The organism is Microbacterium enclense, from assembly GCA_038182865.1.
Classification (GTDB): Bacteria; Actinomycetota; Actinomycetes; order Actinomycetales; family Microbacteriaceae; genus Microbacterium; species Microbacterium enclense_B.
Genome location: CP116226.1, coordinates 4158103 through 4172265, shown reverse-complemented (window position 1 = coordinate 4172265; position 14163 = coordinate 4158103). Strand labels below are relative to the sequence as shown.

Sequence of the window (14163 nt, the reverse complement as noted above, 5' to 3'; positions counted from 1 at the left end):
ATGACCACGGCGAACGAGACCACCACCTGGCCCGGCATGCAGTTCGGTGTCATGACGGTGAGCGACATCACCCAGGACCCGACGACGGGGAAGACGCCGAGCGAAGCTCAGCGCATCAAGGACACCCTCACGATCGCCATGCACACCGAAGAGGTCGGTCTCGACGTCTTCGCTCTCGGCGAGCACCACAACCCGCCGTTCTGGTCGTCGTCGCCCACGACCACGCTGGCGTACATCGCCGCGCAGACCGAGCGCCTCATCCTGACCACCTCGACGACGCTCATCACCACGAACGACCCGGTGAAGATCGCCGAAGACTTCGCGATGCTCCAGCACGTGTCGGGCGGTCGCGCCGACCTCATGCTCGGTCGCGGCAACACCGGCCCCGTCTACCCCTGGTTCGGCAAGGACATCCGCCAGGGCCTGCCGCTGACGATCGAGAACTACGACCTGCTGCACAAGCTGTGGCGTGAGGACGTCGTCGACTGGGAGGGGAAGTTCCGCACGCCGCTGCAGGGCTTCACCTCGACCCCGCGTCCGCTCGACGGCGTGCCGCCGTTCGTCTGGCACGGCTCGATCCGTACGCCCGAGATCGCCGAGCAGGCCGCCTACTACGGCAACGGCTTCTTCGCGAACAACATCTTCTGGCCCAAGGAGCACTACCAGCGCCTCATCACGCTGTACCGCGAGCGCTTCGCTCACTACGGACACGGCACGCCCCAGCAGGCGATCGTCGGCCTCGGCGGGCAGGTCTTCATGCGCGCCAACTCGCAGGACGCGGTGCGGGAGTTCCGTCCGTACTTCGACAACGCGCCGGTGTACGGCCACGGTCCGAGCCTCGAGGACTTCAGCGAGATGACCCCGCTGACCGTCGGCTCGCCGCAGCAGATCATCGACCGGTACGCCTCGATGCGGGAGACCTACGGCGACTACCAGCGTCAGCTGTTCCTCATCGACCACGCGGGTCTTCCCACCAAGACGGTGCTCGAGCAGCTCGACATCCTCGGCTCCGAGGTCGTCCCTGTGCTGCGTAAAGAGCTGCAGAAGAACCGTCCGGCCGAGGTACCCGACGCGCCCACGCACGCGAACCTCGTCGAGAAGATCTACGCCGGCGCCGCCCCGCGCCAGGCGGTCCCCGGTGCGAACCGCGGGGACAACATGGTCGCGGGCAGCCCCTACCAGGATGCCGCTCCGCGTTCGGGCAGCGCCTTCGGTGCGGCGGCGACCAAGGTCGGTGCCTGAGATGGCCGCCCGGCGTATCGCGGTCATCACCGCGGGGCTGTCGACGCCCTCGTCGACCCGCATGCTCGGTGACCGTCTGGCTCACGCTGTGCTCGCAGAACTGCGCGAGCGCGGGATCGACGCCACCAGCGACGTCTTCGAGCTGCGTGATTACGCTCACGACCTGACCGACAACCTGCTCACGGGCTTCGCTCCTCCGGCGCTCGAGCAGATGATCAACGCGGTCGTCTCGGCCGACGGCATCATCGCCGTCACGCCGATCTTCTCGACGAGCTACTCGGGCCTGTTCAAGTCGTTCATCGACGTGCTCGACCCGCAGGCGCTGACAGGCACTCCGGTGCTCATCGGCGCGAACGCCGGGACGGCCCGGCACTCGCTCGCGATCGACTACGCGATCCGTCCGCTGTTCACCTACCTGCACGCCAATCCCGTGCCCACCGGGGTGTTCGCGGCCTCCAGCGACTGGGGTTCCGCGGCCGACGAGGTCGCGCCGCTCGGCTCGCGCGTCGATCGCGGTGCTCGCGAGTTCGCCGATGCGATCGCGGCGCGCGAACCTGTCCGCGACGCCGACCCGTTCGACCCGTCGTCGTACCTCGGCGAGGGCCGGTCCTTCGGTCACCTGCTCGGCGGTCTGTCGGGGGAGTGACCCCGGTCTCGACGCCCCGTCGCCCGTGAGGGTGGCCGGGCGTCGTCGTGTGCCGGAGAGCGCCCGGGCCGGCGCCGGGGTCGAGCGGGCGTGCGGGACGGTGCGGGCATGCATCGGATTCCGGGCTGTGCACCGGATCCGGAGAGATGCACCGGATCCGGACCGAGTCGGCGGAAATCTCCGAATCCGATGCCCATCTCCGGTTCTGCGGCGTCGCGCGCGGTCCTAGGGTGACAACGACGAGAGGGAATCCCATGGATGCCACACAGTGGGACGAGCGCTACCGGGCCTCCGCCGGAGGAGTCTGGGCTGCCGAGCCGCCCGCGGTGGTGCGGGAGATCGTCGCCGAGCTCACGCCGGGCACGGCGATCGACGTCGCGACCGGCGACGGGCGCACAGCGACCTGGCTCGCTGCACGCGGCTGGGCCACCACGGGAATCGACTTCTCCTCGGAGGGGCTCGCGCTCGCCGCGGCCCGTCCCGGTGCGGACGCCGTGACCTGGGTGCACGCAGATGTGCACGCCTGGGCTCCCGGGGAATCCATCGACCTCGTCGTGTCCTGCTATCTGCACCTGCGTGACAGCGCCGCCGCCGTCGCGCGGATCGCAGAGTGGGTCGCGCCCGGCGGAACGCTCGTGGTGATCGGTCACGACGTCGCCAACATCGCCGCGGGCGGTCACGGTCCGTCAGACCCCGCGGTCCTCTACACGCCGGAGCTGCTGCGCGTCGCTCTCGACGACCGGTTCCGCGTCGAGCGATGCGAACGGATCACACGGACGAACTTGGATGCCGAGCTGCGCGGCGGACACGCGGCGACAGCGATCGACACGCTGCTGCACGCGGTGCGGGTGCGCTGAGGCCCGCCGGCACCGGCGTTCGTGCCCGGGTGGTGCTGACGCTCCACAGGCCTCCGTCGCTGCCGCACGCCGTACGGCTGGGCGAAGGCCCGGCCGGCGCGCGTCGCTCGCTGCGCGCGGGGCGGGTGCGCTGAGAGCCGCCGACGTGGCCCCGCTCGGCGGCGAAGGGCGCTCACACGCGGCGAGTTCATCTGCCCCCCCCCCCCCCCCCCCCCCCCGCGCGCATCGCTCCGCAACGGAGTCGCTCACAGCACGATGTCGTCGACCTCCCGGAGCTCGCGGGCGGAGACCGGGCGCAGCCCGCGCCGCACGAACACGTCGGCGCTCGCGAGCGGCCCCACGTCGATGCCGGCCTCGGCCGCTATGTCGGCGATCGGCGCCTGAAAGGTGCGGAACGCTCCGAGCGGCGGCACCGTGAGCCGCTGCCGGGTGTCGACGAGGTCGGTCTGATCGAGGAGGAAGCCCGCCGCCGACAGGACATCGCCGCTGTGCCACGCCACGATCTTCCAGAACCGCAGGGGCACGCGGATGCCGCGGTACGGCGGATCGTCGTCGCCGAGGACGGGCGCAGTGAAGACGGCCAGGCGCTGGTCGGTCGACTCGGCGTAGGCGAGCACGTGATCCTCCAGCCCCAGCCACAGCTCCTTCGACTGGTTGAACCCCGCCGCCTGCGGCGCGGCATTCGTGTAGAAGAACGTCGCTTCGGTGGCATCCTGGGCCTCTTTCGCCGACCCCCACCCCGGATCGCGGCGGCGCACGAGATGCCCGCGGTCGAGATCGTTGCGGTTGTAGACCTCGGGACCGGCCTGAGACGCGGCGGGCACGCGCGGGTCGAGCCGCCATTCGCCGGTCCGGGGCAGATCGCGCAGCGTCGCCCCGTCGATGACGACGGCCGTGACCGCCGCGAACCTCCGCTCCTCATCGAGCAGCACCGAGAACCGCGGGTAGTCGAGTCGCGTCGTCGGCGCAGCGGGGGAGGGAAGGGGGAGGGGGATGCCGAGGAAGTCCGGGTCGTAGCCGTCGCTCATTCCCCCATGCTGCCCCGGACCTCCGACATCGCGACAGACTGGGCCGATGGAACAGCACGTGAAGACCCGCGCCGACGCCCCCGCCGGCTTCTTCGCCGCGGAAGCGGCGGGGCTGCGCTGGCTCGCGGAGGCCGGCGGGGTTCGCGTCGCCCGAGTGATCGACATGTCAGAAGGGCGGATCGCGATCGAGCGCGTCGACGAGGTGCGACCGGCGGTCGAGGCCGCCGAGGCGTTCGGCGCCGCGCTCGCTGCCACGCACTCTGCCGGGGCGGCGGCCTTCGGCGCCGCCCCTCCGGGCTGGACGGGAGACATCTTCATCGGCCGGCGCTCGCAGCCCGCGATCCCGCGCGCGACGTGGGGCGCGTTCTACGCCGCACAGCGTGTGGAGCCGTTCGTGCCGATCGCGGTCACGGCGGGGAACCTTTCGGCATCCGGAGCCGAGGTGGTGGGCCGCGCGTGCGCCCTCGTCGCGGAAGGCGCTTTCGACGACGACGAGCCGCCCGCCCGCCTGCACGGCGACCTCTGGGCCGGCAACGTGCTGTGGTCGTCCGAGGGTGTCGTGCTGATCGATCCCGCGGCTCACGGCGGGCACAGGGAGACCGATCTGGCGATGCTCGCGCTGTTCGGCTGCCCGTTCCTCGAACAGATCCTCTCGACATATGACCAGGCCCGGCCGCTCCGCGCGGGATGGCGCGACCGCGTTCCCCTGCACCAGTTGCACCCGCTGGCCGTCCATGCCGCGGGACACGGCCCCTCGTACGGCCGCGCGCTGGTCGATGCCGCGGAGCAGACGCTCGCGCTGGTGTGAGCGCCGGGTCTCGGCATCCGGGACCTCGGAGAACGGCCCGATTCCCGGTGGGATCGCCCTGAGAGCTCCGAGACGCGCAGCGTTCTGCGAGTTGCGCTCGCGGGGAACGCGCCCCGCCGGTCGGCCGCGCCGTGTCCGCGATTCAGCTTCGCGCCGCCGCCCGTCGCTTCGCACGCCGGGCCAGCACGAGGTCGATCCCGACGCCGATTCCCACCGCCACGGCGATCGACACGACCACAGCCACCACCGGCCCACCCGGCACCACTGCCGCGACGACCGCGCCGATCACGGCTTGGTAGGCCGCCCACGCGAGGGCAGCGAGAGCGGCCACCCCGAGATATCGCACCGGGTTCACCCGCGCCGCCCCCGCCGCGAGATTCACCGCGAGGCGCGCGAACGGCACGAACCGTGCCGTGAACAGCACCACCGCGGCGTTGCGTTCGAGGCGCGCCCCGGCCCAGTCGAGGGCGCCGCGCACGCGCGGCCCGCGCATCCACGCCCACCGCTCCACGCCGACGGTCCGGCCCACGAGGTAGCAGCACGCATCACCCGCGAAGGCGGCGACCGCCGCGACGAGAATGACGGACGCCAACGGGAACGTGCCGTGCGACACCGCCAGTGCCCCGAACGCGGTCACGGCCGCTTCACCCGGGATGACGACGAGGAAGGCATCCGCGAACACCAGGGCCGCCATCCCGAGGAGGGCCCACGGGCTCGCCGCGATCACCTGCAGCCAGGCGTCGATCCCGTCCATTCGGTCACTCTCCGCCTCCGATCGAGACGCCCCGCCCACGCGGCGGTGACGCCCAGCGGAGCATCCGGTGAACATCGCGAACGTCGACCCGAAAGTGCCCCCGTCACGCCTCGCTGCGCCCCACCCTGGTCTCGTGAGAGTCGCGCTGCTGGCCGAATCCTTCCTCCCGCACATGAACGGGGTCACCGGTTCCGTTCTCCACGTGCTGCGCCATCTCGCCGAGGCGGGGCACGAGACATTGGTGATCGCCCCCAAGTCCGGCGACGTCACGGCCGACCTGCACGGAGCCCGCACGGAGCTCCTGCGCTCCGTTCCGTTGCCGTCCTACCCCGAGGTCCGGGTCGTCTTCGCCCGCGCGGCCCGCCTGGGTGCACTGCTGCGCGACTTCGACCCCGACGTGGTGCACCTGGCATCCCCGTTCGTCCTCGGGTGGCAGGGACTCGCGGCCGCCGACGCCCTGCGGATCCCGACGGTCGCCGTCTACCAGACGGACGTCGTCGCCTACGCGCAGAAGTACGGCCTGCCGCATGCCACAGCCCTCGTCGAGGGGCACGTCACGCGCCTGCATCGTCGTGCCACCCTCACCCTCGCGCCTTCCTCCGCCTCGATGCGCCAGCTCGAGAGCCTCGGCGTCGATCGCCTTCGGCGGTGGGGGCGGGGAGTGGATGCCGTGCGCTTCGCGCCCGCTCACCGCGATGACGCGTGGCGTGCCGAGATCGCACCCTCCGGCGAACGCATCGTCGGGTACGTCGGTCGGCTCGCGCCGGAGAAGCAGGTCGACGACCTGCGCGCGATCGCCGGTGTGCCGAACACCCGCCTGGTGATCGTCGGCGACGGCCCCTCACGGGCCGCTCTGCGTGAGGCGATCCCGGATGCCGTCTTCACCGGACATCTCTCGGGAGACGCGCTCGCGCGGGTGATGGCGGGCTTCGACGTGTTCGTGCACCCGGGCGAGAGCGAGACCTTCGGACAGACGATCCAAGAAGCGCTCGCGAGCGGCGTGCCGGTCGTGGCGACGGGGGTCGGCGGCCCGCTCGATCTCGTCCGCTCCAGCGTGGACGGGTGGCTGTACCGGCCCGGCGACCTGGACGATCTCCGCGCCCGCGTGTCGGACCTGGTGGGCGACGAGGCGAAGCGGCAGGCCTTCTCGCGGGCGGCGCGCGAGGCGGTCGCCGGCCGAACCTGGGGCGCGCTCACCGCCGACCTCGTGGGGCACTATCGCGAAGCGCGCGAGCTTCGCACCATCGACGACAACCTGCTCGTCCGCGGGGCGCGCCGTCCGGCCGCGCGTGTGGCATCCCGGACCCGCGGGCAATGGACACGCTTCGTCGCCCTCGGGGACTCGCTCACCGAGGGACTGTGCGATCAGTCGCGGATGCCGTCGGGGGAGTACCGCGGCTGGGCCGATCGTCTCGCCGAACTGCTCGCCGGCACGACCGACGAGGGGCCGTTCCGGTACGCGAACCTCGCGGTGCGCAGTCGGCGTGTGCGCCACCTCATCGACGAGCAGGTGCCCGCGGCCCTCGACCTCGCGCCCGATCTGGTGTCGATCCTCATCGGGGCGAACGACCTCGTCGGTCCGCATCCTGTGATCCCCGCGATCGTCGCCGAGGTCGAGTCCGCGGTGCGCGCGGTGCGGCGGACCGGCGCCGACGTGCTCCTGGTCACCACGTTCCTGCCTCACCGGGCCGCGGCGCGCCTGTTCGCGAGGCGCTTCTCGGCGTACAACGTCGAACTGCGCCGGATCGCGTCCGAGCAGGGGGCGATCCTGCTCGACCTCGAGGCCGTGGCCGAACTCGGCGAGCTCCCGCTGTGGGCCGACGATCTGGTGCACCTGCGTTCAGCCGGGCACCGCCTCGTGGCCTATCGGGCCGCGGAGGCACTCGGCGTGCCCGACGCCCGGGCCCTGCTCGGCCTCGACGAGGCACTGCACGCCGACGACGAGACGCCGCGCGGCGGATGGGTCACCCGCGACGCCCTGCCGTGGCTCTGGCGCCGAGTGCGCGGACGCACGGCGGGCGACGGGCTCTCGGCCAAGCATTCCGGGTATATCGAGCTGCCGACCCGGGGCGACCGGGAGCGTCTGCACACGTCTTAGCCCGGTCCGGAGGCTCCGACCGGCTCAGCGCCTGGGCAGGAGGTCGCTGAGCCTGTCGACGGGTCGACTCAGTACCAACCGGTCTGCTCGGAGTGCGCCCAGGCGCCGCAGGGCGTGCCGTAGCGCGCGCTGATGTACGACAGCCCCCAGGCGATCTGGGTCGCCGCGTTCGTGCGCCAGTCGGGACCGGCGGATGCCATCTTCTCGCCAGGGAGCGCCTGCGGGATGCCGTACGCACCGCTCCAGGGATTGAGAGCGTCGGCGCGCCATCCCGATTCGCGGTTCCACAGCGACACGAGGCAGGAGAACTGATCGCCGCCCCATCCGTAGCCGCCGATCGCGCCGCGTGCGTAGTCGCGCGCTTCGCCCGGGCTCATGATCGGACCCGCGGGCGCTGTGGGGGGAGGAGTCGTGCCGCCGCCGCCTCCGCCGCCGTTCCCGCCGCCGCCGCCGTTTCCGCCGCCGCCGTTTCCGCCGCCGCCGTTGTTGCCGCCGCCGTTGTTGCCGCCGCCGTTATTGCCGCCGCCGTTATTGCTGCCGCCGTTGTTGCCGCCGCCGTTGTTACCGGCCCCGCCGTTGTCGCCGCCGCCGCCGTTGCCGGCTCCGCCGTTGTCGCCGGCGCCGCCGTTGTTGCCGGCACCGCCGTCGTCGCCACCGGTTCCGCCGTTCCCGCCCGGTTGCTGTGCCTCGCGTTCGGCTTGCTCCCGCAAGTGCTTCTCACGTTCCTGCTGAGCGGTGGTCTCGCGCAGGGCCGCCAGTCGCGCGAACAGTGTGTCGAGCTCGGCCTGCGTCGAGCGGACGGCGTCCGCTTCCGCGTCGGCCTGGGTTCGTGCGTTCGCCGCGGTCGCCGCGGCCTCGGTCGAGAGGCGGTCGGCTTCGGCGCGAGCCGCTTCTGCCTGCACGCGCAGCGAGGTCGCGACATCGGCAGCACTGCGCGCGTCGCCCGCGGCCCGCGTGGTCGTGGCGGCGACACGGTCGAGGATTCCCAGTCTCTCCAGCAGTGAGTCGGGGTCGGCGCTCGACAGCAGCTGCGCGACGAGCGGACCGTTCGTCGTGGTGCGATACAGGCGGGCGGCGCTCGCCCCGGCGCGTGCCTGGGTGAGGGTCATGGTCGTGTCCGCCGCGGAGCTCTGGGCCGTCAATGCGGCCGCTCGAGCGGCCGTCGCCTCCGCGTGCACGCGCGTGCGCTCGGCCTCCGCCGACGCGTCGAGAGCGCGCCGGGATGCCGCAGCCGCCGATGCCTCCGCGGTGTCGAGCGCCTTCTTCACCTCGACCACGGCGGGATCGTCGTCGTCCGCCGCGGCGGCGACGATGCGCACGGGAGCGGACGATGCGACCGATGCCGCCGAGGCGGGGGAAGGGGCGAACGCCGCACCGATCAATGCGCACGCGAGAAGCGTGTGACTGGTGCGACGAATGAGGCCCATGAGGCCACTGTATTCGCCGCGCCGTGTCGGAACCACCCTCGCGGGCACCGCGCTGCTAGGCTCTGTCGGGGTGCCGTCTTGGCATCCGCTCAATTCCATATGAGCACACGGAGCAGGCCGGCAGACGCTGGTCCCCTGTGGTGGACTCCCCGTCGCTTCGCCGGGTGGTCGTCTACTGGTGGCCAGTCGCCGGGAATTCCGGGCCGACACGTCGGCGCGCCCTTTCTGCCTGTTCCTGCTCCTTCGCATGTCAGCTCGTCGCCCACACGGGGCGGCGAGCCTAAACAAAGAAGGAGGGACCTCTTGGAAGGTCCAGAAATCACCGCCGCCGAAGCCGTTCTCGACAACGGCCGGTTCGGCACCCGCACCATTCGCTTCGAGACCGGTCGCCTCGCTCAGCAGGCCCAGGGCGCTGTCGCCGCCTACCTCGACGAAGAGACCATGCTTCTGTCGGCCACCAGCGCCGGCAAGCACCCGCGTGAAGGATTCGACTTCTTCCCGCTGACCGTCGACGTCGAAGAGCGCTCGTACGCCGCCGGCAAGATCCCCGGCTCGTTCTTCCGTCGCGAGGGTCGCCCCTCGACCGAGGCCATCCTCGTGTGCCGCCTCATCGACCGCCCGCTGCGCCCGTCGTTCGTCGACGGCCTGCGCAACGAGGTCCAGATCGTCGTCACCGTCCTCTCGATCGCGCCCGGCGAGTTCTATGACGCCCTCGCCATCAACGCGGCCTCGATGTCGACCCAGATCTCGGGTCTGCCGTTCTCCGGCCCCATCGCCGGTGTGCGCCTCGCGCTCATCCCCGGCCACGGCGAGCACGCCGACCAGTGGGTCGCGTTCCCGACCGTCACGCAGCTCGAAGAGGCCGTCTTCGATCTCATCGTCGCGGGCCGCGTGCTCGACGACGGTGACGTCGCCATCATGATGGTGGAGGCCGAGGCCACCGAGGGCAGCTGGAACATGATCAAGGGCGGCGCGACCAAGCCCAACGAGCAGGTCGTCGCCGAGGGCCTCGAGGCCGCCAAGCCCTTCCTGCGTCAGCTCGTCGACGCGCAGAACGAGGTCGCTCGTACCGCGTCGAAGGAGATCCAGTCGTACCCGGTCTTCCCGGCGTACAGCCAGGAGACCTACGACTTCGTCGCCGGCCGTGCCTACGACCGTCTGGTGCCCGTCTACCAGATCGCCGACAAGCAGGAGCGTCAGAACGCCGACGACGAGGTGAAGTCCTCGGTCAAGGAGCAGCTCGTCGCCGCTGTCGAGTCGGGCGAACTGCCCGCCGTCGCGACGCTCGAATTCGCCGCCGCCTACAAGTCGGTCACCAAGACGATCGTCCGCGGTCGCATCCTCGCTGAGGGTGTCCGTATGGACGGTCGCGGCCTCGCCGACATCCGTCCGCTCGACGCCGAGGTGCAGGTCATCCCGCGCGTCCACGGCTCGGCGATCTTCCAGCGCGGCGAGACCCAGATCCTGGGCGTCACCACGCTGAACATGCTCAAGATGGAGCAGCAGATCGATTCGCTCTCGCCCATCACGAGCAAGCGTTACCTGCACCACTACAACTTCCCGCCGTACTCGACCGGTGAGACCGGCCGCGTGGGCAGCCCGAAGCGTCGCGAGATCGGCCACGGCTTCCTGGCCGAGCGTGCCCTCGTTCCGGTGCTCCCCAGCCGCGAGGAGTTCCCCTACGCGATCCGTCAGGTGTCCGAGGCCCTCGGGTCCAACGGGTCCACCTCGATGGGCTCGGTCTGCGCCTCGACCCTGTCGCTGCTGAACGCGGGTGTGCCCCTTCGCGCCCCCGTCGCCGGTATCGCCATGGGCCTGGTCACCGACGAGGTCGACGGCCAGACGCGCTACGCCGCGCTGACCGACATCCTCGGCGCCGAGGACGCCCTCGGCGACATGGACTTCAAGGTCGCAGGCACCTCGGAGTTCATCACCGCGATCCAGCTCGACACGAAGCTCGACGGCATCCCGTCGTCGGTGCTGGCCGCAGCCCTCACCCAGGCGAAGGAGGCTCGTCTGACGATCCTCAACGTCCTGAACGCCGCGATCGACGCGCCCGACGAGATGGCGCCGACCGCGCCCCGCGTCATCAGCGTGCAGATCCCGGTCGACAAGATCGGTGAGCTCATCGGCCCCAAGGGCAAGACGATCAACTCCATCCAGGACGAGACCGGCGCCCAGATCTCGATCGAGGACGACGGCACCGTGTACATCGGCGCGACCGACGGCCCTTCGGCCGAGGCCGCCCGCGCCCAGGTGAACGCGATCGCCAACCCCACCAACCCCGAGGTCGGCGAGCAGTTCCTCGGAACCGTCGTCAAGATCGCGACCTTCGGCGCGTTCGTCTCGCTCCTCCCCGGCAAGGACGGCCTGCTGCACGTCAGCGAGGTCCGCAAGCTCGCCGGCGGCAAGCGCGTCGAGAACGTCGAGGACGTGCTCTCGGTCGGTCGCAAGATCCTCGTGCGCATCACGAAGATCGACGACCGCGGCAAGCTGTCGCTCGAGCCCGTGCTCGACGAGGAAGCGACCACGCCGGAGCCCGCCGACACGCAGAGCTCGGCCGCCGCGAGCGAGGGCCCGGAGGCTCCCGCCGAGGGCTGATCCTCGCCCCACCGGATGCCCGTCCCGCTTCGTGCGGGGCGGGCATCCGTCGTGTGATCGAAGCGTTACGCAATGTTTATCGCGAGGGCGGGTGAATCCGCGGAGTGCTCCTGGTGAGGCTTTACCCTCGAAGTACGCGTCGGGGGGCGTGGACGTCGGGTGTTGCCGGGCGATCCCCCGACGCTTCGAGGGAGATCCCATGAGCGGCTCGGGCGTCGAGAACGTCGCCTCGTCGCGCCGTCGCCGCGACCGTCCGCCGCACCCCTCCGCCCCGGTGACACTCCAGGGGCCGGGCCTCGGCTCGCACGTGCGCGTTCCCCTCGGAGAGACCGGTTTCACGGTGTTCCCGCTCTTCCTCGGCGGGGGAGAGTTCGGCTGGAACGTCGACGCGAAAACCAGCCACGAGATCCTCGACGCGTACGCCGAGCTCGGTGGCAACGCCCTCCACACCGCCGACAGCTACGCCGCCGGCCGCAGCGAGTTCATCATCGGCGAGTGGATGCGCACGCGGCGTGCTCGCGACGAGATGGTACTCACCGTCCGCGTCGGGCGTCACCCCGACAACCCCGGACTCGATTCCGTGAACCTCGTGCGTGCCGTCGAGGCATCGCTCCAGCGTCTGGGGACGGACCGGATCGACGTCTTGTCGCTCGACGCCGCTCGCGGCGACACCGCCCTGCTCGAAGACACCCTCGCCACCAGCGAATGGCTCGTCGAGTCCGGCAAGGTGCGTGCCGTCGGCGCTCACGGATACACCGCCGCTCAGCTCGTCGAGGCGAGAATCCTGTCGTCGGCCGGATACCCGCGCATCACCGTCCTCGACGTCCCGTACAACGTGCTGCGTCGCGACGAGTTCGACGGGGACCTTCGTCTCATCGCGGCGGCCCAGGGCATCGCCGTCACGCCCTCGCACCCGCTCGCCCATGGCTTCCTCGCCGGAGAGACGCGGACGCGCGATCAGCAGTCGAGGTCGGTGCGCGGCTCGCAACTCGCCGCCCACCTGAACCGGCGGGGCTCGAGGGTCTTGCGCGCCCTGGACACGGTCGGCACCGAGCTGGGCATCCCCGATGCCGCCGTCGCGGTCGCCTGGCTCCTCGCGCAGAAGATCGTCGTCGCGCCCATCGTCAACGCGTTCGCGCCCCGTCACGTCGTCGAGTGCATGCGCGCCGTGGGCGTGCGCCTCAGCCGCGCCCAGCTGTCCGACATCGCCCGCGCCGCCGAGTGACCGTCCCCTCCGGGCAGTGACCGACCCCCTTGTGGGGTCGTGACGTAGGGTGGGAGATGTGCGGCGGGGGGCCGTAGGACTGACGATGAGGTGAGCTGACGTGACGCACTACATCTACCTGGTGCGCCATGGCGAGCATCAGGATGCCGAGCATGGCCTCGCCGACGGACCTCTGTCTCCTCGCGGTCAGCGCCAGGCGGCACTGCTCGCCGACCGCCTGTCGGGACTCCCTCTCGATGCGGTCTGGCATTCGCCGCTCGAGCGCGCGGCGCAGACCGCCCGTGCCGTCGCCGAACGTCTGCCCTCGGTCTCTCCCGAACCGTCGGCGTTGCTGTTCGACTGCGTGCCGACCGGTATGACGCCGGAGACGCCCGCCGCGTACGAGCCGTTCTTCGGCTCGGTCACCGAGGCGGAGGTCGACGCGGGTCGCGCCCAGATGGCGGATGCCACGGCCGAGTTCCTCGCCCGCAAGGCCGGTGAGGTGCACGAGCTGCTCATCACGCACAACTTCGTCATCTCGTGGTTCGTCCGCGAGGTTCTGCAGGCTCCGGAGTGGCGCTGGATGACGATCAACCAGGCGTACTGCGGCCTGACCGTCATCGCCCAGAAGAAGGGGCGTCCCTGGACCCTGTTGTCGCACAACGACCTGGCGCATCTGCCGGTCGAACTGCGCACAGGGCTGGTCGACCCGCTCCCCGTCTGACCGTCGCCCCCGCGACGAGCCGGGATGCTCAGCGGCGGCGAACTGGGCGATCACACCGAGGTCGAGCGGCGCCTCCGCGCGTGTGTCCGGCACAACTGCGGCAGAGGAATCGGCGACGGTGTCGGAGAAGCGCCGGGTGGCGTCTGTCTCGCTCACCCTGTCATGATGCCGCGTGAGCACAGGACCGGTCCTTCGGTAGAGTCACCGGCATGTCGGCATCCCTCCGTATCCGGGTGGCGGGCGACGCGGACACCGCGGACGTCTGCTCTTTCGGTGAGCGTCATGTGGTGGCGCACTACACCCCCCTTCTCGGCGTTGCGGCCGCGACGGCGCAGGTCGAGCGCTGGTGGAGCGACGCCGAGATGCGCCCGGCGGTGCGAGACGGTCGGGTGATCATCGCACTTCACGGCGACGAGGTCGTGGGAGTGGCGCAGTTCGATCCCGGAATGACCCCGCCGATGATCTGGAAGCTGTATGTGGACCCCGCGCTGCGCGGCCAGGGGGTGGGACTCCGCTTGCTCGACGCGGTGTATGCGCGTTTACCCGGCGCCGACCGTGTCGGGATCGAGCACTTCACGGTCAACGACGGAGCGGGGCGTTTCTACGAGCGCGAGGGTTTCGTCGTCGACCGGATCGAGGAGTCGGAGTCGGGGGATCCTCGACAGAACGTCACCTGGCGCGTGAAGACCCTGCGCTGACGGTCGGTGTTGCTCCCCGACGGGGCCGGGACACGACAGCCGGAAGCGGGGTCGGCTCCGAGCGCGACGACCGCGT

12 protein-coding genes are annotated in these 14163 nt (G+C 71.0%); 9 read left to right on the top strand and 3 right to left on the bottom strand.

All coding sequences use genetic code 11. The features are described from left to right. Positions 1 to 36 precede the first annotated feature (36 nt). The 3 genes from PIR02_19870 (at position 37) to PIR02_19860 (ending at position 2745) form a co-directional block, all read left to right on the top strand. Positions 37 to 1242: an LLM class flavin-dependent oxidoreductase gene (locus PIR02_19870; GenBank protein ID WZH39051.1), complete on the top strand. Its 1206-nt coding sequence runs from the start codon at positions 37 to 39 to the stop codon at positions 1240 to 1242. A gap of 1 nt (position 1243) precedes the next feature. Further along, the gene (locus tag PIR02_19865; protein ID WZH36979.1) at positions 1244 to 1888 is read left to right on the top strand and encodes an FMN reductase; all 645 of its coding nucleotides are present in this window, start codon (positions 1244 to 1246) and stop codon (positions 1886 to 1888) included. A 254-nt stretch (positions 1889 to 2142) separates the two neighbouring features. Beyond that, the gene (locus PIR02_19860; protein WZH36978.1) at positions 2143 to 2745 is read left to right on the top strand and encodes a class I SAM-dependent methyltransferase; all 603 of its coding nucleotides are present in this window, start codon (positions 2143 to 2145) and stop codon (positions 2743 to 2745) included. 245 nt (positions 2746 to 2990) lie between these two features. Here PIR02_19860 and PIR02_19855 read toward each other — a convergent pair whose 3' ends face one another. Beyond that, positions 2991 to 3773, bottom strand: coding sequence for a DNA/RNA non-specific endonuclease (locus tag PIR02_19855; GenBank protein WZH36977.1), 783 nt, complete (start codon positions 3771 to 3773; stop codon positions 2991 to 2993). 46 nt (positions 3774 to 3819) lie between these two features. On the opposite strand from PIR02_19855, the gene PIR02_19850 reads away from it, so the two are divergent. Further along, positions 3820 to 4581: a fructosamine kinase family protein gene (locus PIR02_19850; GenBank protein ID WZH36976.1), complete on the top strand. Its 762-nt coding sequence runs from the start codon at positions 3820 to 3822 to the stop codon at positions 4579 to 4581. Positions 4582 to 4723: 142 nt separating this feature from the next. Here PIR02_19850 and PIR02_19845 read toward each other — a convergent pair whose 3' ends face one another. After that, positions 4724 to 5335 carry a VTT domain-containing protein gene (locus PIR02_19845; protein WZH36975.1) on the bottom strand — a complete coding sequence of 204 codons (612 nt, stop codon included), beginning with the start codon at positions 5333 to 5335 and terminating at the stop codon, positions 4724 to 4726. 133 nt (positions 5336 to 5468) lie between these two features. Between PIR02_19845 and PIR02_19840 the strand changes: the two genes are divergently transcribed. After that, entirely contained in the window at positions 5469 to 7433 is a 1965-nt protein-coding gene (locus PIR02_19840) for a glycosyltransferase (GenBank protein WZH36974.1), read from the top strand. A gap of 68 nt (positions 7434 to 7501) precedes the next feature. Here PIR02_19840 and PIR02_19835 read toward each other — a convergent pair whose 3' ends face one another. Further along, positions 7502 to 8860, bottom strand: a complete 1359-nt coding sequence (locus PIR02_19835) for a hypothetical protein (protein ID WZH36973.1) — start codon at positions 8858 to 8860, stop codon at positions 7502 to 7504. A gap of 303 nt (positions 8861 to 9163) precedes the next feature. Between PIR02_19835 and PIR02_19830 the strand changes: the two genes are divergently transcribed. From PIR02_19830 to PIR02_19815, 4 genes are all read left to right on the top strand, one after another. Next, a complete protein-coding gene (locus PIR02_19830; protein WZH36972.1) occupies positions 9164 to 11461 on the top strand; it encodes a polyribonucleotide nucleotidyltransferase in 2298 nt (765 codons plus the stop codon). Positions 11462 to 11660: 199 nt separating this feature from the next. After that, the gene (locus tag PIR02_19825) at positions 11661 to 12686 is read left to right on the top strand and encodes an aldo/keto reductase (GenBank protein ID WZH36971.1); all 1026 of its coding nucleotides are present in this window, start codon (positions 11661 to 11663) and stop codon (positions 12684 to 12686) included. Positions 12687 to 12786: 100 nt separating this feature from the next. Continuing rightward, the gene (locus PIR02_19820) at positions 12787 to 13389 is read left to right on the top strand and encodes a histidine phosphatase family protein (protein ID WZH36970.1); all 603 of its coding nucleotides are present in this window, start codon (positions 12787 to 12789) and stop codon (positions 13387 to 13389) included. Between the two features lie 209 nt (positions 13390 to 13598). Then, positions 13599 to 14087 carry a GNAT family N-acetyltransferase gene (locus tag PIR02_19815; GenBank protein WZH36969.1) on the top strand — a complete coding sequence of 163 codons (489 nt, stop codon included), beginning with the start codon at positions 13599 to 13601 and terminating at the stop codon, positions 14085 to 14087. The last annotated feature ends 76 nt before the right edge of the window (positions 14088 to 14163 follow it).